This window comes from Kocuria sp. UBA5001 (genome assembly GCF_002398425.1).
Lineage (GTDB): Bacteria > Actinomycetota > Actinomycetes > Actinomycetales > Micrococcaceae > Kocuria > Kocuria salsicia.
In genome coordinates this window covers 78,426-97,313 of the sequence record NZ_DGYR01000009.1, presented here as the reverse complement: position 1 = coordinate 97,313, position 18,888 = coordinate 78,426, and the positions used below count along the sequence as shown (strand labels likewise).

Annotated in this window: 18 protein-coding genes; 2 read left to right on the top strand and 16 right to left on the bottom strand. The window is 69.6% G+C overall.

The genetic code is table 11. The annotated features are described in order from the left end of the window. Position 1: 1 nt before the first annotated feature. The 10 genes from resB to B3G12_RS04340 form a co-directional block, all read right to left on the bottom strand. Positions 2–1,681, bottom strand: coding sequence for a cytochrome c biogenesis protein ResB (resB, locus tag B3G12_RS04385; protein ID WP_290499316.1), 1,680 nt, complete (start codon positions 1,679–1,681; stop codon positions 2–4). After that, positions 1,678–2,436, bottom strand: a complete 759-nt coding sequence (locus B3G12_RS04380) for a cytochrome c biogenesis CcdA family protein (protein ID WP_145010002.1) — start codon at positions 2,434–2,436, stop codon at positions 1,678–1,680. Before B3G12_RS04380 ends, resB begins: the two co-directional genes overlap by 4 nt. Beyond that, positions 2,433–3,065: a TlpA family protein disulfide reductase gene (locus B3G12_RS04375; protein ID WP_145010004.1), complete on the bottom strand. Its 633-nt coding sequence runs from the start codon at positions 3,063–3,065 to the stop codon at positions 2,433–2,435. Before B3G12_RS04375 ends, B3G12_RS04380 begins: the two co-directional genes overlap by 4 nt. 41 nt (positions 3,066–3,106) lie before the next feature. Continuing rightward, positions 3,107–3,778 carry a histidine phosphatase family protein gene (locus B3G12_RS04370; protein WP_145010007.1) on the bottom strand — a complete coding sequence of 224 codons (672 nt, stop codon included), beginning with the start codon at positions 3,776–3,778 and terminating at the stop codon, positions 3,107–3,109. Between the two features lie 57 nt (positions 3,779–3,835). After that, complete coding sequence (locus B3G12_RS04365; RefSeq protein ID WP_145010010.1) at positions 3,836–4,156, bottom strand: glutaredoxin family protein; 321 nt, start codon at positions 4,154–4,156, stop codon at positions 3,836–3,838. Between the two features lie 125 nt (positions 4,157–4,281). Then, positions 4,282–4,380 carry a 30S ribosomal protein bS22 gene (locus tag B3G12_RS04360; RefSeq protein WP_005504750.1) on the bottom strand — a complete coding sequence of 33 codons (99 nt, stop codon included), beginning with the start codon at positions 4,378–4,380 and terminating at the stop codon, positions 4,282–4,284. A gap of 151 nt (positions 4,381–4,531) precedes the next feature. Next, entirely contained in the window at positions 4,532–5,374 is an 843-nt protein-coding gene (locus B3G12_RS04355) for a FadR/GntR family transcriptional regulator (protein ID WP_244944722.1), read from the bottom strand. A gap of 88 nt (positions 5,375–5,462) precedes the next feature. After that, a complete protein-coding gene (gene gdhA, locus B3G12_RS04350) occupies positions 5,463–6,803 on the bottom strand; it encodes an NADP-specific glutamate dehydrogenase (protein ID WP_094395057.1) in 1,341 nt (446 codons plus the stop codon). A 39-nt stretch (positions 6,804–6,842) separates the two neighbouring features. Further along, positions 6,843–7,868, bottom strand: a complete 1,026-nt coding sequence (locus B3G12_RS04345; RefSeq protein WP_222128290.1) for an ArsR/SmtB family transcription factor — start codon at positions 7,866–7,868, stop codon at positions 6,843–6,845. Positions 7,869–7,977: 109 nt separating this feature from the next. Then, a complete protein-coding gene (locus B3G12_RS04340) occupies positions 7,978–9,189 on the bottom strand; it encodes an acetoin utilization protein AcuC (RefSeq protein WP_055084408.1) in 1,212 nt (403 codons plus the stop codon). 145 nt (positions 9,190–9,334) lie between these two features. Between B3G12_RS04340 and B3G12_RS04335 the strand changes: the two genes are divergently transcribed. Further along, complete coding sequence (locus B3G12_RS04335) at positions 9,335–10,780, top strand: TrkH family potassium uptake protein (protein WP_144940834.1); 1,446 nt, start codon at positions 9,335–9,337, stop codon at positions 10,778–10,780. After that, positions 10,773–11,441 (top strand): potassium channel family protein, encoded by a 669-nt coding sequence (locus tag B3G12_RS04330; RefSeq protein ID WP_144940837.1) that lies wholly within the window; start codon positions 10,773–10,775, stop codon positions 11,439–11,441. Before B3G12_RS04335 ends, B3G12_RS04330 begins: the two co-directional genes overlap by 8 nt. 140 nt (positions 11,442–11,581) lie before the next feature. Here B3G12_RS04330 and B3G12_RS04325 read toward each other — a convergent pair whose 3' ends face one another. The 6 genes from B3G12_RS04325 to topA form a co-directional block, all read right to left on the bottom strand. Beyond that, positions 11,582–12,667 carry a carboxylate-amine ligase gene (locus B3G12_RS04325; protein WP_186367237.1) on the bottom strand — a complete coding sequence of 362 codons (1,086 nt, stop codon included), beginning with the start codon at positions 12,665–12,667 and terminating at the stop codon, positions 11,582–11,584. A 43-nt stretch (positions 12,668–12,710) separates the two neighbouring features. Continuing rightward, on the bottom strand, positions 12,711–13,550 hold the full coding sequence (gene proC, locus B3G12_RS04320; RefSeq protein WP_144940843.1) for a pyrroline-5-carboxylate reductase: 840 nt from the start codon (positions 13,548–13,550) through the stop codon (positions 12,711–12,713). 74 nt (positions 13,551–13,624) lie between these two features. Continuing rightward, positions 13,625–14,059 carry a GNAT family N-acetyltransferase gene (locus tag B3G12_RS04315; RefSeq protein WP_290499250.1) on the bottom strand — a complete coding sequence of 145 codons (435 nt, stop codon included), beginning with the start codon at positions 14,057–14,059 and terminating at the stop codon, positions 13,625–13,627. Next, a complete protein-coding gene (locus B3G12_RS04310) occupies positions 14,056–14,871 on the bottom strand; it encodes a sugar phosphate isomerase/epimerase family protein (protein WP_290499249.1) in 816 nt (271 codons plus the stop codon). Before B3G12_RS04310 ends, B3G12_RS04315 begins: the two co-directional genes overlap by 4 nt. After that, a complete protein-coding gene (locus B3G12_RS04305) occupies positions 14,868–15,848 on the bottom strand; it encodes a Ppx/GppA family phosphatase (RefSeq protein ID WP_290499248.1) in 981 nt (326 codons plus the stop codon). Before B3G12_RS04305 ends, B3G12_RS04310 begins: the two co-directional genes overlap by 4 nt. A gap of 93 nt (positions 15,849–15,941) precedes the next feature. Further along, positions 15,942–18,782 (bottom strand): type I DNA topoisomerase, encoded by a 2,841-nt coding sequence (gene topA, locus B3G12_RS04300; RefSeq protein ID WP_290499246.1) that lies wholly within the window; start codon positions 18,780–18,782, stop codon positions 15,942–15,944. Positions 18,783–18,888: the final 106 nt, after the last annotated feature.

Sequence of the window (18,888 nt, the reverse complement as noted above, 5' to 3'; positions counted from 1 at the left end):
CTCACGCCTTATCCGACGATTTCAGGTGGTACTCCCGCACTCCGCGGTCCTCCCACAGTGACGTCCACAGAGCCGTCAGTTTCTCCGCCTCCGCGCCGAGGCGATGGTCCTCGCCGCGCGCCAGAAGTCCGTACTCCAGAACAGTACACCGGACACCCTGGGCGTCCTCGGTCTCCGTGGCCCTCACCCAGGCCCTGCGGCGGGCGATGAACAGGCTCATGATGAGCCCGCCGAACGCCACCAGGAAGGAGACGAACGCGGGGATCCGCCCGGGATCACTGTGCACGTCCAGGCCCACGTAGCGCTTGACGTCCAGGAACTCGATGCTGCCGTTGCCGTCCGGGAGGTCCACCTTCCGGTGCTCGCCGTCCAGCAGGATGGGTCCGTTGGAGTTGGACATCGAGTTCAGCTCCGTGAGCCCCTGGGTGTCCAGCACGTAGACGTTCTGCGGCTGGCCGCCGTCCAGTCCCAGGTCCCCGGTGTAGGAGGAGAGGATCAGCGCGGGGTTGTTCAGACCGGGGTCCACGGACTTGGGGATCGAGCCGTCCTGGGACACAGCGGTGGGAAGCAGCAGCCCCACGAAGCCGAGCTGGTCCGGGCGCGCGTCCGGGACCTTCAGCGTCAGGGAGGACGTGTAGACGGAGTCGGAGGGGACCGTGACCACGGGACCCTCGTAGGCGACGTCTCCCTTGCCGTCCTTCACCCGGATCACCGGGGCGTAGCCGTTGCCCACCAGGTACACCTTGGTGCCGTCCACGTTCAGCGGCTTGTTGACCGCGAGGTTCACGTCCTGCGGGGTGGCCCCGGGCGAGTCCCTGACGGTGAGGTCCGCGTTGAAGTCGGTGGGCTGGCCGTAGAGGTCCGGGTCCGCGGTGTCCCGGTTGAAGGTGGCCTCGAACGAGTTCAGGGTGACCGAGAACGGGTTGAGCCAGTCCGCGTTGAAGTTGGTGCCCGGGTTGAAGGAGTCGTAGTCCACGAGGGTGTTCACGAAGGACTCCCCCTCCACGATCACCTTCTGCCCCTTGTACCCGAACAGCGAGCCGGCGGCCACGGAGATCAGCACGCCCAGCAGCGCCACGTGGAAGAGGATGTTGCCCACTTCCTTGAGCATCCCCCGCTCGGCCGCGACCGACGGCGCCCCGGTGCCGAGGTCCTGCACCTGCACCCGGTAGCCGCGCTTCTTCAGGGCGGCCGCAGCCTGCTCGATCGCGTTGTCCGGGGTGGGTGCCTCGGCGCCGTCACGCCCGCCCAGCATGACCCTGCGGTACTGGGGCAGCCGCGAGATCCGGCGCGGAGTGCGCGGCGGCTTGGAGCGCCACGCCTTGAAGTGCTGCAACGCCCGCGGGATCACGCAGCCCACCAGGGAGATGAACAGCAGCAGGTAGATCGCGGAGAACCAGTAGGAGGAGAAGACGTCGAAGAGCTGGAACCGGTCGAGCCAGGGCCCCATCACGGGGTTCGCCTTGATGTAGTCGGCCACGGCGCCCGGATCCTGCACGCGCTGCGGGAAGAGCGAGCCCGGGACCGCCGCGATCGCGAGCAGCAGCAGCAGCACGAGTGCCGTGGACATCTTGGTCAGCTGCCGCCACGCCCAGCGCGCCATGCCCACGGGCCCCAGTGCGGGAACCTCCACGGACGCGCGATGCTCCTTCCGCTCACGCGGTGTTGGCGCCTTGGTCATATCGGCATCACCCAATCGGTTACGAATTCGGACTGGACCCAGGACACCAGCGCCGACCACACACCCGTGGCCATGGCCAGCCCGATGAGGACGAGCACCCCGCCACCGATGCGCTGCAGGGTGAGGCGGTGGCGGCGGAAGAAGGACATGGCGCCCATCCCGTGGCGCAGCGCGAGGGCGATGAGCACGAAGGGGACTCCGAGACCCAGGCAGTAGGCGGCAGTGAGGACCACAGCTTTGCCGGTCGAGGCGCCGTCCACGTAGGCCAGGGCCTGCACGGCCGCGAACGTGGGGCCGATGCACGGCGCCCAGCCGAGGCCGAAGGTCATGCCCAGCAGGGGCGCACCCCACAGTCCCGGCGGCGGGCGGCGCTCGATCTTGCGGTCCCGCTGGAACCAGGAGAGGCCGCCCAGGAAGACGATGCCCATGAGCACCACGAGCAGCCCGAGCACCACCATGATCCAGCGCTGCCCCAGGAACCATGCAAACGCACCGAGTTGGGCGAGCACGACGGACATCACCACGAAGACCAGCGAGAACCCCAGCACGAAGAGCACCACGCCCGTGAGCACCCGCCCGCGCCGCTGCTTCCGCAGGTCCGCGCCGGTGAGACCGGTGACGTAGCCCAGGTAGCCGGGAACCAGGGGCAGCACACACGGTGAGGCGAAGGAGACGAAGCCCGCGAGCAGTGCCACGGGCAACGCGGCAATCAGGGAGCCGTCGAGGATGACCTCGGCGAAGGGATTGCCGTTCATGCGGTCTCGGCCACCGTGTCCTTGATCAGCGCGTCCAGCGTGGACTTGTCCGCCTTGCCCAGCACGCGGGCGGCTACCCGGCCCTTGGAGTCGAGCACCAGCGTGGTGGGCACGGCCTGCGGCGGGACGTAGTCGCTCAGGGCGAGCAGCACCGCCCCGTTGAGGTCGCTCGCGGAGGGGTAGTCCACCCCGAAGTTGCGCTCGAACGCCTCCGCGGTGGCCTGCTGGTCGCGCAGGTTCACACCCAGGAACTGTGCCTGGTCCTTGTACTTGCCGTGCAGGGCCACGAGGTCCGGGGCCTCAGCGCGGCACGGCGCGCACCCGGCGTACCAGAAGTTCACGACGGCGGGCCTGCCCCGCAGGCTCTCGGCCGTCACCGAACTGCCGTCGAACATCTCGGCGTCGAAGGCCACCGGCTCACCGCGGTCCGCGGGCGCGTACTCGCTCACGGAGCCGTCCCCGGCCACGTAGCCCTTGTCGCCCCCGGCGTTCGCCTGCTGCGCCAGGTTGTCGTCGGTCGTGGAGCAGCCCGCGAGCGCGAGGCCCAGCGCGGCCACCACGGCCACCAGCCCCGTGCGCGCACGGGCTCGTGCGGCAGGGCGGGAGGGCGAGCGGAACAGAGGATTCATGGGGACAGCACCTGAGGAGAGGTCGAGGGATGGGACACCGATTATGAGCCGGGAAGCTGATTGACGCCTGGATACAGATGTGCTGCGGGCTCGCTGTAGGACACGCCGGGCACCCCGGGGCGGTCGACGTCGTCGAAGGTCAGGGACGTCAGCGAGGCCAGGTTGCATTCCCGGCGGCGCGGGTCGTGGGGCAGCGGACGACCTTCCGCGCAGAGCCGGGTGAGCCAGATCGGCAGCTGGTGGGAGACAGCCACTGCCTGGGCGCCGTCGCCCCCGCGGCGCGCGGCCTCCCGCGCGATCTCGCGGACGGCCTCGGTCATGCGCTGCACCTGGCTGCGGTAGGGCTCGCCCCAGGAGGGGCGCAGCGGGTTGAGCAGGAACGGCCAGTGCTGCGGCTTGGCCAGCTCGCGCCCGGTCACGTGCAGACCCTCGAAGTGGTTGGCCGGCTCGATCAGCCGCTCGTCCGTGTGCACGTCCAGGCCGAGCTCGCGGGCCACCGGGGCGGCCGTCTCGCGGGTGCGGGTCAGGGGCGACGCCGCGAGGTGCACGATCTTCTCCCCGCCCTGGACGCGCCGGGCCAGCTCGGCCGCGGCGGCCTCGGCCATCCGCGCGCCCTTCTCGGAGAGGTGGTAGTCCGGCAGTCGTCCGTAGACCACGTGCTCGGGATTGTGGACCTCGCCGTGGCGCAGGAGGTGGACGGTCGCTGAAGGCATGTCCCCAGTGTCTCAAAACCCCCGGGAACGCCCCAATCCGTGAGACCGCTGAACGGTTCAGGAGAGGACGGCGCGCAACCGGTCGGCGTCCACCCGGAGGCGGTCCCACGCCACACCGTCCACGAAGACCACGGGCACGTGCTCCCCGTAGTCCCGCAGCAGCTCCGGGTCTCCCGTGACGTCCCGCTCCTCGTAGCCGCTGCCCGTCTCCGCGCACACGGCCACCACGATCTCTCGCGCGTCCTCGCACAGGTGGCAGCCCGGCCTGCCCAGCAGGGTCACAGTGTGCGCGGGGGGCTTCCGGGTCCAGTCGACGCCGGACAGCAGCGGAGCCCGACGCCGCACGAGTTCTGAGGGGGCGGGGTGTTCTGAGGACATGGCGCCCATGCTACGCACCGCGGGCAGGGCGCGGGCGGCGTCGTGCCCGGACCTCGCCCTGCACACCCAGGCACGACGAAGGCCCCGTTCCCGGCGAGGAACGGGGCCTGTCACGAGGCGCGCGACTACTTCTTGTTGCGGCGCTGGTGACGAGTCTTGCGAAGCAGCTTGCGGTGCTTCTTCTTGGACATGCGCTTGCGGCGCTTCTTGATGACCGAACCCATAGGATCCCTCACAGTTGTCTGGACAGTGGTGTTTGCGTGGAGCGGCGCCGGAGCACCGCACCGCCCCTGGAACTCAGGGGCAACTTCCGATGAACGGCAAACTATCGCCCCACCCTACCGCCTGACCCCGTTCCGCTGGAAAACGGGCACCTCAGGCGCTGGCGCGGTGGGTGTCGTCAAGGCCGCCGACGTCGTCCGGGTCGCCGGGCTCGGCCGTCGCCTTGGTCCCGCGGATCGTCGCAGGCCTGCGGCGCGAACGGCCCTTGCGCTCGAGCGGGCGGGGCTCGGCCGGAGTCGCCCGGGCGTCCCCCGGATCCACCCCCGCCTCCTCGTACTGGTAGGCGATGTGCTCCGCCACGAGCCGCGCCGCGAGCGTACGGTCCCCCGCCTCCAGCGCACACACGATCGCGCGGTGCTCCGCCCGGATGCGGCTGGACGTGGTGGACCACAGCGGCACGTGGCCCACCAGAGCCATCGTGTACTCGTAGATGGAGTCCCGTAGCGCTGTGAACAGGGCCACGTTCACCGCGTTGCCTGATGACTTCACGAGTGCGATGTGGAAGCTCACGTAGAGGTCGTGGAACTGCTTGAGACCGAGGTCCTCCCGGTCCATCTGTTCCATGATCCCCAGCAGCTCCTCGCGGGGCACGCTGCGCTGCTCGGCGTTCTCCAGCGACGCCGTCTCCAGGAGCACCCGCGTGCGCACGATGTCCCGCAGCGGGTGCTCGGACGTGGCCATGTGCAGCTGCAGCGCCGGGCCCGCGGAGGCAGCCGGTTCACGCACCAGGATGGGCAGGATACTGCGGTGCTGGCCCTCGAAGAGCTTGACGATGCCCTGGGCCTCCAGGATCTTCAGCGTCTCGCGCATGGAGCTGCGAGAGACGCGGAAGATCGCGGCCAGGTCCTTGTCAGTGGGCAGCCGCTGACCCAGTACCAGGTGTCCGTCGAACAGCTCGTTCTCGAGCCACTGCAGAACCTCTCGATGCGTTGCCATGATCCCTACCCTAAACTCGGGGGCGGTCCGACGGCGTCATGGCGCCGCCGAACCGCCGTAGAGCCCCGCTGTGGGGACGAATGTTTCCTCAGATGATCCCCTGCGCCACCATGGCGCGGGCAACCTTGATGAACCCCGAGATGTTCGCACCGGCCACGTAGTTGCCGGGCATGCCGAACTCGTCGGCCGTCCCGGCGCAGCGGTCGTGGATGCCGCGCATGATCTCCTGCAGCCGCTGCTGCGTGTAGTCGAAGCTCCACGAGTCCCGGGACGCGTTCTGCTGCATCTCCAGCGCGGAGGTGGCCACACCGCCGGCGTTGGCGGCCTTGCCTGGCGCGAAGAGCACGTCAGACTCCTGGAACAGGTGCACGGCCTCCGTGGTGCTGGGCATGTTGGCACCCTCCGCCACGGCCACCACACCGTTCTCCAGCAGCCGCTTGGCCTGGCGGCCGTTGAGTTCGTTCTGGGTGGCGCACGGCAGCGCGACCGTTGCGGGGACGTCCCACACGGAGCCGTCCGTGACCAGGCGGGCACTGGGGCCCCGGCGCTCGGCGTACTCGCTGATGCGGGCGCGCTCCACCTCCTTGACCTGCTTGAGCAGCTCGAGGTCGATGCCCTTGGAGTCCACCACGTAGCCGCTGGAGTCCGAGGCGGTCAGCGCCTTGGCGCCCAGTGCCTGCGCGCGCTCGATCGCGTAGATCGCTACGTTGCCGGAGCCGGAGACGATCACGTCCCGGCCCTCAAGGTCCAGACCGCGGGTCTTGAGCATCTCCTCGGCGAACATCACGGCGCCGTAGCCGGTGGCCTCGGTGCGCACGAGCGAACCGCCCCAGGACAGCCCCTTGCCGGTGAGCACACCGGACTCGTAGCGGTTGGTGATCCGCTTGTACTGGCCGAAGAGGTAGCCGATCTCACGCCCGCCCACGCCGATGTCGCCGGCAGGGACGTCCGTGTACTCGCCGATGTGGCGGTACAGCTCCGTCATGAAGGACTGGCAGAAGCGCATGATCTCCGCGTCGCTGCGACCCGACGGGTCGAAGTCCGAGCCGCCCTTGCCGCCGCCGATGGGCATGCCCGTGAGGGCATTCTTGAAGATCTGCTCGAAGCCCAGGAACTTCACGATGCCCAGGTACACGGAGGGGTGGAAGCGCAACCCGCCCTTGTACGGACCCAGAGCGGAGTTGAACTCCACGCGGAAGCCCCGGTTGATGTGCACCTTGCCCTTGTCGTCCGTCCACGGCACCCGGAAGATGATCTGGCGCTCGGGCTCGCAGATGCGCTCCACGATGGCGGAGTCCAGCAGGTCCGGGTAGCGGGCCACCACCGGTCCCAGCGACTCGAAGACCTCGTCCACGGCCTGGTGGAACTCGGCCTCACCCGGGTTGCGCGCCGTGACGATCTGTCGGATGGGGATCAGTTTCTCGTGCATGTCTCTCCTGCCGTCTTGGAATCTCTCGCGGATGACCACTCAGTCGCGGCGTGTGCCACGACCACGGCGCCGGAGTCCCGTCAGGGTGGACAGCAGACCGCTCTGACGGCGGTGCGCTCCCCCGCGCGGCCGAAGCTGCTCGGCGTTCTCACTCGTGAACACCTCCGGGGAGGTGGTGCGGGGCGCGACGTCGCGGGGTTCGGCACCGTCCGCAGCCTCGAGCTGGGCGGCCGGCGCGGCGTGGACATCAGTGTCCAGGGTATCCCCTGTGACCTGCGACTCTCCCTGCTCAACCTCCTCCTCCGGTCCCGGGGAGCCCTCTCCGCTCTCGGCCTCCGCCGCGTCGACGGCATCCCGCGCCTCGTCCGCCGCCGCGGAATCCCGGGCGGTTTCCCCCGTCCCGGCATCCTCGGCGGCCTCCTTGCCGTCAGGCTCGACGACGTCGCCCTCGTCCTTTTCCGTGATTTCCGTCACCCGCGCGGTGAACCAGGGCAGCGCTCGCTCGTCCGGTTCCGCCCGGAGCGGGGCGGCGTCGGTGGTCCCGGCACGGGAGGCCTCGTTGGCAGAGGCGGCGACCGCGTCGTCGTCGCTCTCGGCCGATTGGGCGGCCACCGGCTCGGTCTCGGGGGCGGAGCCATCCGCCTCCGGATCGTGCGCGACGTCCTCGACACCGGCCGCGTCGTCGTCGCCCTCCGGGGCCCCCGGATCCATCTCCGCGGCAGGAGCTGCGGTGGGGCGCGGCGCTGCGGGTTCCGTCTGCTGAGCCTGCTCCACCTGCGGGTCCTGCTCCGCCGGCCCGGTGGCGGCTGCGGCGATCAGGGTCTCAACCCAGTCCACGACCTCGGTGAGCGGCTGCGCCGTCAGGCTGTAGAAGCGCTTCTGCCCTTGCGGGCGCGTTCCGACCATCCCGGCGTCGCGCAGCACCTTCAGGTGCTTGGAGACCGTGGGCTGGGAGACCTGCAGCTCGGTGACCAGCTCGCCCACGGGTCGCGGACCACCGCGCAGGGCCTCGAGGATGCGCCGCCGCGTGACGTCGGACAGAGCGGAATATGCGTCGTGGGACATAGGAAACACCTTAGACGGGTGGCCTGGTCAGGCCCCAATCCGCGGCGGCCCCGGGCCTCGGGCCCGTCCTTCCGGAGCTCGGTCCCACCGGGGTCAGCGGTGGCAGGAATCAGTCGTACCAGGGGTCCAATCCCCAGTGCGGGAAGACCTCCCTGCGGGTGGCCATGATGCTGCGGTCGGTCTCGTCGTTGGGGTCGTAGCCGATCTCCCACGAGCGCCACCACAGGTCCACCTCGTCCCCCATGATTTCCGGAGGGTTCCCGCCGTACTTCTCCACCATGTAGCTGCGCCAGTCCTGCGGCACGGGTGTGGTGACCGCCACCGGGTGACCCGCGGCCACGCCTACGAGGTGCGCCCAGCCCCGGGGAACGGCGTCGTGGCAGTCGTACCCGCCCCCGCCCGTGGCGATCCACCGCCCTTCGCACAGCTCGGCGGCCAGTTCCGACATGGCCAGGGCGATCTGCCGCTGACCGTCCACGCTCACGCGCAGGTGGGTCAGCTCGTCATGGAAGTGGGAGTCGCAACCGTGCTGGGAGACGATCACCTCCGGACGGAACTCCCGGGCGATCGGCGGCACCACGGCGTCGAACGCCCGCAGCCACTGGGAGTCGTCCGAGCGCGTGGGCATGGCCACGTTCACCGAGGTGCCGGCGGCCTCCCCCGTGCCGATCTCGTTGGCGAAGCCGGAGCCGGGGAACAGGGCGAGACCCGTCTCGTGCAGGGAGATGGTCATGACCCGGGGGTCGTCGTAGAAGATCGACTGGGTGCCGTCCCCGTGGTGGCCGTCCACGTCCACGTAGAGCACCCGGTTCACCCCGCTGTCCAGCAGGTACTGGATGGCCACCGCGCAGTCGTTGTACACGCAGAAGCCGGAGGCCCTGTCCGCGGCCGCGTGGTGCATGCCACCGCTGAAGTTCACGGCGTGCACGGCCTTTCCGCTGAGCAGGTCCATCGCGCCCTGGTAGCTGCCGCCCACCAGACGGGCACTGGACTCGTGGATGCCCTCGTAGCCCGGTGTGTCCTCGGTTCCCAAACCGCTCTCCGGGATCTGCCGCGTGGGGTCCTCCGAGACCGCGCGCACGGACTGCACGTACTTCTTGGTGTGCACGAGCTCCAGGACGCTGTCATCCGGGACCTCCGGCACCGTGACCCTGACGTTCTCCGCGGTGTCCAGGCCCAGGCTCTGCACCAGGCGCATGGTGGCGTCCAGACGCGTGGGGCTCATGGGGTGGTAGTCCCCGAAGTTGTAGCTGAGCAGCTGGGGATCCCAGTAGACACTGGTGGGGACGGCGGCGTCTTTGCCAGATGTTGCAGAGGTCACAAACCCATTAGAACACTCGGGAACCGGGGGTGTCGTGGCAGCGCGCCACATCGGGGGATACTGGCACATGTTGCGTCCCGCAACCCTCCCGGTCCGCACGACCAGTGAGGCCGGAGCACAGTGACGATTCCACTGAGGAGGTGCAGTGAGCGAGCTCGAGCAGCCGCACGCCGTCGACGAGTCCTCCTCGCAGGCCCCCGATGCGGAACCCTTCACCACGCGCGCCGCACGCGGTGTCCGCGACTTCGTCGACCAGATCGCGAACTCCTCCCCAGCCCGTCTCGCCGTCATCGTCTTCGTCATCGTGGACCTCGGTTTCGCACTGCTGCTGTGGCTCCCGGTGGCCGCCAAGCACGGGCAGGACACTGACTTCGTGGACGCCGTCTTCACCGCGACCTCCGCCGTGACCGTCACCGGGCTGACGACCGTGTCCACCGCGGCGCAGTGGTCCCTGTTCGGCCAGGTCGTGATCCTCGTGGCCATCCAGGTGGGTGGCCTGGGCACCCTGACGCTGACCTCGATCCTGGCTCTCGCCATCGGGCGCAAACTCGGGCTGAAGTCCAAGCTCATCACTCAGGAGGCCCTGAACATCGGGCGCCTCGGAGAGGTTGGCTCGCTACTGCAGATCATCGTGATCACCTCCATCAGCATCGAGGCCGCACTGGCCGCGGTGCTCTCCATCGGCTTCCTCGCGGAGGGTGAGCCCCTGGGCACGGCCCTGTGGCACGGCGTCTTCTACGCGATCTCCAGCTTCAACAACGCCGGGTTCACCCCCCACACGGACGGCCTGGTGCCCTACGACCACGCGGGGCCCACCGCTTGGCTGATCCTGCTGCCCGTGTGCATCGGGGTGATCGTGGGCTCCCTGGGATTCCCCGTGATCCTCGTGCTGCGACAGGTGGGTTTCCGGTTCAACCGGTGGAACCTCAACGCCAAGCTCACCGTGGTCACCACGAGCATCCTGCTGGTGCTCGCGTGGCTGCTGTTCACGCTCGTCGAGTGGAGCAACCCGGCCACTCTGGGCAGGATGTCCACACCGGAACGCCTGTTCCAGGGGTTCTTCGCCTCCGTGATGATGCGCTCGGGGGGCTTCAACCTGGTGGACATGCCGGACACCTCACAGGTCACGCTGCTGCTCTCGGACGCCATGATGTTCGCCGGGGGCGGCTCGGCGTCCACGGCCGGCGGGATCAAGGTGACCACGCTCGCCGTCGTCTTCCTGGCCATCCTGGCCGAGGCGCGCGGCGACCAGTCCGTGATCGCCTTCTTCCGCACCATCCCCGACTCCGTCCTGCGCATCGCGATTTCCGTGATCATGATGGGGGCCTCGGTGGTGCTGCTGGGCTCGGCCGTGATGGTGGCACTGACGCACCTGCCGCTGGACCACGTGCTCTTCGAGGTGATCTCCGCCTACGCCACGTGCGGGCTGAGCACGGGGGTCTCGGCGGCGTCCCCGGACGCCGGCAAGATCGTGCTGTCCGTCATCATGCTCGTGGGGCGCATCGGCACCAACACGGTGGCCACCGCCCTGGCGCTGCGCTCGCGGCGCCGGCTGTACTCCTACCCGGAAGAGAGGCCGATCATTGGCTAAGAACTCCTCCCACTCCGCGCCCGTCCTGGTCGTGGGGCTCGGCCGCTTTGGCGCCGCCACCGCCCTGCAGCTCATCCAGCAGGGCCGCGAGGTGCTGGGCGTGGAACGGGACGCCGGGCTGGTGCAGAAGATGTCCGGGCAGCTCACCCACGTGGTGGAGGCCGAGGCCACGGACACGGACGCACTGCGCCAGATCGGCGCGGCGGAGTTCTCCTCCGCGGTGGTGGGCGTGGGCACGTCCATCGAGTCCTCCGTGCTGATCACCGCCAACCTGGTGGACCTGGGCATCGACCGGATCTGGGCCAAGGCCATCTCCCCGGCGCACGGCAAGATCCTCTCGCGCATCGGCGCACACCACGTGATCTACCCGGAGGCGGACGCGGGGCGGCGCACCGCACACCTGGTCTCCGGGCGCCTGCTGGACTACATCGAGTTCGACGACGACTTCGCGATCGTCAAGATGTACCCGCCCCGCGAGACCCAGGGCTTCACGCTGGGTGAGTCGGACATCCGCTCCAAGTACGGCGTGACCGTGGTGGGCGTGAAGTCCCCGGGCGAGGACTTCACCTACGCCCGCCCGGACACCACCGTGAGCTCCCGGGACCTGCTGATCGTCTCGGGCCACGTGGACCTCATCGAACGCTTCGCGGCGCGCCCGTAGCCCCGCCCGACGACGCCGCGTGGCCGCCTTCCCCGGGGCCCGGACGGTTCGCGGGGGCACCGGGCTCCTCGCGGCCGAGCGCACAGCGACGCACTCCGAGGAGTGGCCGCGCGTCGTCATCCCACACCGCGCCGCTGCGCTCAGCTGCGCGCCGTCATCGCCTCCGAGGCCATGGCCATCAGGCCCGGCAGCTCGCCCTGCGAGAAGGCGCGGCGCTGGCGGATGGCGCCGTTGCCGTTCCTGAGGATGCGGTGGATCCCGGACTCCGCGAAATCGCGGTCCGTTTCGCTGGTGTAGTACCCGCGGACCCGCTTCAGCAGGGACTCGATGAGTGCGTCCACGGGCACGGGACCGGCGGACTCCGGGTCCAGGACCCGCCCGCCCAGGCCCCAGCGGGCGGCCTGCCACAGGGCGATGTCCAGGTACTCCTGCGTGAACTGAATCTCCGGGGGATTCTCCAGCGCGTAGTTGCCGAGCGCGCGGATCAGCACAGCGATCGACACAGAGTCGCGGGCCTCGAGCTGGACGTCGCACGCCCGGATCTCCAAGGTGCCGTGGCGGTGCGAGAGCCGGGCCAGCCAGCTGAGGCTCGACGGGTTCTCGATCACGTCGAACGCGCTGAGCATGGCCACGCGCACCTCGTGGTCCTCGAGGTCCGTGAAGTGCGGGGGCACGCCGTTGGCCATCCAGCGGCGGTAGTGGATGGAGCGCCAGCTCTCGAACCCGGACTCCGCACCGCGCCACAGGGGTGAGTTGGCTCCGAGCGCCACGAGCGCGGGCAGCCAGCCGCGCAGGCCGTTGAGCGCCTGCACCGCAACCTCGAGGTCAGGAAAGCCCAGGTGCACGTGCAGACCGCTGATGTACTGGTCCGCGGCGATCGCCGGGGTCTGGAGCGAGTGGCGCTGGTAGCGCTCGTTCCAGGAGGGGTCCGCGGGCTCGGCGCGGATCTGCGGGGCGGAGGCCAGGCCCACGACGTCCATCCCCATGGGTGCGGCGGCGTCCTTCAGGGCCGTGCGGAACTCCACCAGCGAGTCCATGGCAGTGGCCGAGTCGTGAAAGATCGGGGAGGTCTCCTCGACCTGACACGCGAGCCACTCGGGGGTCGCGGACGCCCCTCCGGCCTCCAGCGTGGTCAGCTGCACAGACTGCTGCTGGGTGGGCCGCGCGGGCAGGTGGTCCTGCCCGTCCATGAGGAGGAACTCCTCCTCGATGCCGAACGTGCTCACGGTGCTGCCGCCTTCTCTCGTGGGATGGGCCGTGGCAGCCGACTCACTCGCCGCCGTACTCCTTCTCCATATCATCCCCCTTGGCGGCCGACGCCTCCGCCCCCGCCCGGATGATGTCGCGCAGCCCCTTCTCGTCGAACGTGGTGATCGCCTGTTCCGTGGTGCCGCCCGGACTCGTGACCGCCTGGCGCAGTGCCGCGGGATCGGCGTCCTGCGGGGCCAGGAGCACACCGGCGCCGGAGACCGTCTCCTTGGCGAGCACGCGCGCGGTCTCCGGGTCCAGCCCGAGGGCCTCACCCGCCTGCTGCATGGCCTCCGCGAGGTAGAACACGTACGCCGGGCCGGAGCCCGAGACACCCGTGACCGCGCGGATCAGGTTCTCGGGGACCTCCACCACGGTGCCCACGGCAGACAGGACGTCCTTGACGCCCGCGAGCTGCTCGTCCGAGGTGTGCTCCCCCGCCGTGACGGACAGCGCGCCGCGCCCCACGCTCGACGGCGTGTTGGGCATCGAGCGCACCACCGGCTGGCCCTCGGGCAGTGCCTTCTGCAGCGCGTCCACGGTGACGCCTGCGGCCACCGAGACCACCACGGTCTCCGGATCCAGCGCGGGGGCGACCTCCCGGGCGAGGTCCAGGATCGCGTACGGCTTCACGCCGAGCAGCACGATGTCCGCGCCCTGCACGGCCTGTGTGTTCGCGTCCTCGTTCTCCTCGCCCGCGAAGACGGTCACTCCGGTCTCCTCGCGCAGTTTCTCGGCTGACGACATCGAACGGGTCGTCGCCCGCACCTGCGCGGCGTCCGTGCCGCCCGCCAGCACGCCCCGAAGGATGGCGCCGTTCATGGATCCTGTGCCCAGGAAGGCCAGGGTGGTCTCGCTCATCTCAACAATCCTCTCGGTGCGCGACGCGCACTCCAGGGCCCACCTTTCGTGACCGGCCGGTGGGCCTGGGGCCGTCATGCTCGCGGTCTCGTCCATGACGCTATCGCGCGGCGCGCCCCGCCGCGACCTAGGTTCTCTTCCTCTCCGGCCTCCAGCGCCAGGTGCACGACCGGATAGGGGCGCCCGGCGTCGTCGGTCTCGTCGCGGCCGACCGGACAGAAGCCGTGGTGCTCGTAGAAGCCGCGTGCCCCGGGGTGCTGCCCGTTGACGTCCACCCGGGTCACGCCCTGGGTGGCGAGGACGTGCGTGAGCAGGGCGCCGTCCACGCCGCTGCCCCGCTGGGATGCATCGACGAAGAGCATCTCCAGCCCGCCGTCGAGGGTTCTCGAGTACCCCACGGGCGTGCCGTCCCGCTCGGCCACCGTGAGATGAACGACAGGGAAGTACTCCCCCTGGAGATGGGAGGCGGTCTCGTCCCGGTCCGCGTCCGCTGAGGAATCTGATGTCACGACGCGGTTCCTTCCACCGTCATGTGCCGCCGCGCGAAGTCGAGGGACTCCGCGAGCCACTTGTCGCGCTGGTCCGTGTCCCGGGACTTGCGCGTAGAGACCTCCACACCCACCACGCCCTGCCAGCGCTGGTCGCGCAGGTACTGCAGCGTCTCGGCAACCGGCTGCACACCGTGGCCCGGCAGCAGGTGCTCGTCCGCGAGCGTCTCGCCAGAGCCGTCCGTGAGGTGCACGTGGCCCAGCCGCGGGCCGATCTCCTTGACCGCCGCGAGGGAGTCCATCTTCGCGGTGGCTGCGTGGGAGAAGTCCCACGTGACCCACTCGTAGTCCTGGCCCAGCGGGCTGTAGTGCGGTGAGTAGACCACTGCCTCCCGCCCGGCCACGCGCCACGGGTACATGTTCTCCACGGAGATCTTCGTGTCCGTCATGCGCGAGACCTCCCGGACGCCCGCCACGAAGTTCTTGGCGTACTTGCGCTGCCACCGGAAGGGCGGGTGCACCACCACCACCTCGGCGCCCACCTGGTGGGTGAGCTTCGCGGCCATCTGCACCTTGGTCCAGGCCTTGCCCCACACCTGCTGCGTGAACAGCAGCGTGGGCGCGTGGATCGTGGAGATGGGGATCTGGTACTTCTGGACGTTGTCCAGCAGCTGGTGCGTCAGCTGGCTCATGCGCTCGTGCGTCACGAGCACCTCCACGCTGTCGTAGCCCAGCCGCTGGGCCACCTCGAAGGTCTCGGGCACGCCCTGCGGGTAGAGAGAGCTCGTGGACAGCGCCACGTGCGGACGGTACTCGACGTTCTTCTCGCTCATGAACTGGTCACCAGGTCCTTCGGGTCGACGGTCTCGCTGGCGGAGTCCCGCACCAGCCGGTCCATGCGACGCAGGATCAGCCCCTCCCGCAGGGCCCACGGGGAGATCTGCAGGGTCTCGATCTTGAGCACGTCCATGGCGGTCTCCGCCACGATCGCGCCCGCGACCACCTGTGCGGCGCGCTGCACGGAGACCCCGGGCAGGTCAGCACGCTCGGTCACGGACATGGCCTCCATGCGCCGCGTCCACAGCCGGAGGTCCTCCAGGTGCATCACGCGCTGCACGTACGGACCTTGGGCCGACGGTGCCGCACCGCAGATCCGGGCGAGGGAGCGGAACGTCTTGGACGTGCCCGCCACCAGGTTGGGGTGTCCCCCGGCCGCGATCCGGTCCGCCGCCGGGCGCAGCGTGGTCCGCACGTGCTTGCGCAGCGCCTTGAACTGAGCGGGAGAGGCCACGTCCGCCCCCGCGAGGTACGCGCGGTACAGCCGGCCGGCCCCCAGCGGCACTGAGGTGGCCACACTGGGCAGCGCGTTCGTGCCGATGGCCATCTCGAAGGAGCCGCCGCCGATGTCCAGGTCCAGGACCCGCCCCGCGCTCCAGCCGAACCAGCGGCGCACCGCGGAGAACGTGATGGCCGCCTCCTGGTCCCCGGAGAGCTCCGTGAGCGTGACGCCGGAGACCGACTGCACGTGCTCCAGCACCTCGGCACCGTTGGCGGCCTCACGGATGGCGGAGGTGGCGAAGGCCAGCAGGTCCTGCGCCCGGTGCTCCACGGCGAAGTCCCGCGCCTCCACCACGAACGCGGTCAGCAGGTCCCGGCCCTCGTCCGTGATCCGACCCAACTCGTCCTGGTGGTCCACCAGGCGCAGCGCCACCTTGTGGGACGCGTACGGCTCCGGGCGGGACCCGGGATAGACGTCCAGCAGCAGCAGGTGCACCGTGTTCGAGCCGACGTCCAGGACGGAGAGCCTCATGCTGTTCCTTCGCTTCGGTCGAGGGCGTGCGGACGCTCCCGTGAGCGGCCATGTCGGGGCCCGCCGTGCGACGGACCCCGATGGAGCAGGGTGCTACTTCTTCGCCGTCGCCTTCGAGGCGGCAGGTTTCTTGGCTGCGGGCTTCTTGGCGGTCGTGCTCTTCGCGCGGGGTCGCGAGCCTGACTTCGCCGGGGCGGGGCCCTTCGCACGCTTCTCCGCGAGCAGCTGGGACGCACGGGCGGCGGTGATCTGCTCGATCGCCTCCGCGCGCGGGACCGTCACATTGGTCTCCCCGTCCGTGATGTACGCACCGAAGCGGCCCTCCTTGATGACCATCCGCTTCTCGGTGAGCGGATCCGCGCCGAGGTCCGCGAGCGGCGGCCTGGCGGCCTGGCGCCCCCGCTGCTTCGGCTGGGCGTAGATGGTCTTCGCCTCGTCCAGGGTGATCGTGAAGATCTGGTCCTCGGAGGAGAGGGAGCGCGAGTCCGAGCCCTTCTTCAGGTAGGGGCCGTAGCGGCCGTTCTGCACGGTGATCGTCTCGCCGTCCGTGTCCTGGCCGAGTTCACGCGGCAGGGACAGCAGCTTCAGGGCGTCGTCGAGCGTGATGTCCTGAAGGTTCATGGACGAGAACAGCGACGCCGTGCTGGGCTTGGGCTTCTCGATCTTCTTGGGCTTGGGCTTGCCGTTCTTGTAGTACTCCGTGGGGATCGCGTCGAGCTCCTCCTGGGTGGGCTCGGGCACGATCTCGGTGACGTACGGTCCGTAGCGGCCGTCCTTGGCCACGATCGTCCGACCGTTCTCCGGGTTCACCCCCAGCTCGCGGCCGTCCGCCTTGCCGATCTCCATGAGCTCCCGCGCCTTCTGCGGTGTGAGCTCGTCCGGGGCGAGGTCCAGGGGGACGTTCGCCCGCACGGGGTCGCTGATCTCGCCCGTCTCCGGGTCCACGGTGCCGCCGGCCTCCAGGTAGGGGCCGTACTTGCCCACGCGCAGGGTGATCTCGTCCGTAATGGGGATGGAGTTCACCGCGCGGGCGTCGATCTCCCCGAGGTCGTCCACGATGGGCTTGAGCCCGGGCTCGGACGGGTTCTCCCCGAAGTAGAAGCCAGAGAGCCACTTCACGCGCTCGGCCTCGCCGCGGGCGATCCGGTCCAGGTCGTCCTCGAGCTCCGCCGTGAAGTCGTAGTCCACGTAGTCCGAGAAGTGGTCCTCGAGCAGACGCACCACGGAGAACGCGAGCCAGGACGGGATCAGCGCCGAGCCGCGCACCTGCACGTAGCCGCGGTCCATGATCGTGGAGATCGTGGCGGCGTACGTGGACGGGCGCCCGATGCCGAGCTCGTCCAGCGTCTTCACCAGGGACGCCTCGGTGTAGCGCGCCGGAGGGGTGGTCGTGTGCCCGTCCGCGGTGACCTCGGAGGCGTCCAGCGCGTCCCCCTCGGACATCACGGGCAGGCGCTTGTCCTCGTCCTTCTGCGACTTCTTCCCGGAGTCCTGCGCGAGCTCCGGGTTCACATCCCGGCCTTCCTCGTACGCGGCCAGGAACCCGCGGAAGGTGATGACGGTTCCGGAGGCCGAGAACTCGGCGTCGTCCCCGGCGTGGTCTCCCGCGGCGGCGGTGGCCTCGGCACCCAGGCGCACGGTGGCAGTGCTGCCCTTGGCGTCCTCCATCTGCGAGGCCACAGTGCGCTTCCAGATCAGCTCGTAGAGCTTGAACTCGTCCACGGACAGCTGAGAGCGCACCTGCGACGGCGTGCGGAAGCGGTCCCCGGCGGGGCGCACGGCCTCGTGGGCCTCCTGGGCGTTCTTGGACTTGGAGGCGTACACGCGCTTGGAGGCGGGCACGAACTCGGCCCCGTAGAGCTCCTTGGCCTGCGCCCGAGCCGCGTTGACGGCCTGGTCGGACAGCGCCACCGAGTCCGTTCGCATGTAGGTGATGTAGCCGTTCTCGTACAGCCGCTGCGCCACGCGCATGGTGGTGCGGGAGGTGAACCGCAGCTTGCGGGCCGCCTCCTGTTGCAGTGTCGAGGTGGTGAACGGGGCCGCCGGGCGGCGGGTGTAGGGCTTGGTCTCCAGGGAGCGGACCGCGAAGGCGGCGTCCTGCAACCCGGCCGCGAGCGCCGTCGCCACCGTCTCGTCGAGCGCGACCGGCCCGTCCGCGGCGGAGGACTTCAGCTCTCCGCGGTCGTTGAAGTCCTTGCCAGTGGCCACGCGGCGAGCGTTGAGGGAGCTCAGGCGCGCGCTGAACGGGCGCCCGGCGTCCTGGCCCTCCGGGCGGGCGAACTGGCCCGTGAGGTCCCAGTAGTCGGCGGGGACGAACGCGATCCGCTCCCGCTCGCGCTGGACCACGAGTCGCGTAGCCACGGACTGCACGCGTCCCGCGGAGAGCCCGGAGGAGACCTTGCGCCACAGCACGGGCGAGATCTCGTAACCGTAGAGGCGGTCCAGGATGCGGCGGGTCTCCTGGGCGTCCACAAGGTCCTGGTCGATGTCGCGCAGCTGGCCGAAGCCGCGCTCGATGGCCTCCTTGGTGATCTCCGGGAACGTGAGCCGGTAGACCGGGACCTTCGGCTTGAGCACCTGGAGCAGGTGCCACGCGATGGCCTCGCCCTCGCGATCACCATCCGTGGCGAGGTAGAGCGCGTCCGCGTCCTTGAGCTTGCGCTTGAGTTCCGTGACCTTCTTCTTCTTGTCCGGGTTGACCACGTAGTACGGGTCGAACTCGTGCTCCACATCCACGGCGAACTTGCCGTACGGACCCTTCTTCATGTCCGTGGGCAGCTCCGAGGGCTGGGGCAGGTCGCGGATGTGGCCCATGGAGGACTCCACCTCGTAGGCGTCCCCGAGGTACCCCGCGATCGTCTTCACCTTGGACGGTGACTCCACGATCAGCAGGCTCTTGCCCGTACCGGCGTTCTTGGTGGCCTTGGATGCCAATAGTGCTCCTCGTCATGACCCGCGCGTCCTCGCCGGGTCTGTTCCTGTTCCTCGCGCTCGGTGCCCCACGACGGCGCCCGGGTCCTTCCCGGGGCCGGTGCCGTGC

Excerpts from the sequence above, each read along its gene's own strand:
- resB (WP_290499316.1), bottom strand. The coding sequence starts at position 1,681 with ATGACCAAGGCGCCAACACCGCGTGAGCGGAAGGAGCATCGCGCGTCC.
- B3G12_RS04380 (WP_145010002.1), bottom strand. The coding sequence starts at position 2,436 with ATGAACGGCAATCCCTTCGCCGAGGTCATCCTCGACGGCTCCCTGATT.
- B3G12_RS04375 (WP_145010004.1), bottom strand. The coding sequence starts at position 3,065 with ATGAATCCTCTGTTCCGCTCGCCCTCCCGCCCTGCCGCACGAGCCCGT.
- B3G12_RS04370 (WP_145010007.1), bottom strand. The coding sequence starts at position 3,778 with ATGCCTTCAGCGACCGTCCACCTCCTGCGCCACGGCGAGGTCCACAAT.
- B3G12_RS04365 (WP_145010010.1), bottom strand. The coding sequence starts at position 4,156 with ATGTCCTCAGAACACCCCGCCCCCTCAGAACTCGTGCGGCGTCGGGCT.
- B3G12_RS04360 (WP_005504750.1), bottom strand. The coding sequence starts at position 4,380 with ATGGGTTCGGTCATCAAGAAGCGCCGCAAGCGCATGTCCAAGAAGAAG.
- B3G12_RS04355 (WP_244944722.1), bottom strand. The coding sequence starts at position 5,374 with ATGGCAACGCATCGAGAGGTTCTGCAGTGGCTCGAGAACGAGCTGTTC.
- gdhA (WP_094395057.1), bottom strand. The coding sequence starts at position 6,803 with ATGCACGAGAAACTGATCCCCATCCGACAGATCGTCACGGCGCGCAAC.
- B3G12_RS04345 (WP_222128290.1), bottom strand. The coding sequence starts at position 7,868 with ATGTCCCACGACGCATATTCCGCTCTGTCCGACGTCACGCGGCGGCGC.
- proC (WP_144940843.1), bottom strand. The coding sequence starts at position 13,550 with ATGAGCGAGACCACCCTGGCCTTCCTGGGCACAGGATCCATGAACGGC.
- B3G12_RS04310 (WP_290499249.1), bottom strand. The coding sequence starts at position 14,871 with ATGAGCGAGAAGAACGTCGAGTACCGTCCGCACGTGGCGCTGTCCACG.
- B3G12_RS04305 (WP_290499248.1), bottom strand. The coding sequence starts at position 15,848 with ATGAGGCTCTCCGTCCTGGACGTCGGCTCGAACACGGTGCACCTGCTG.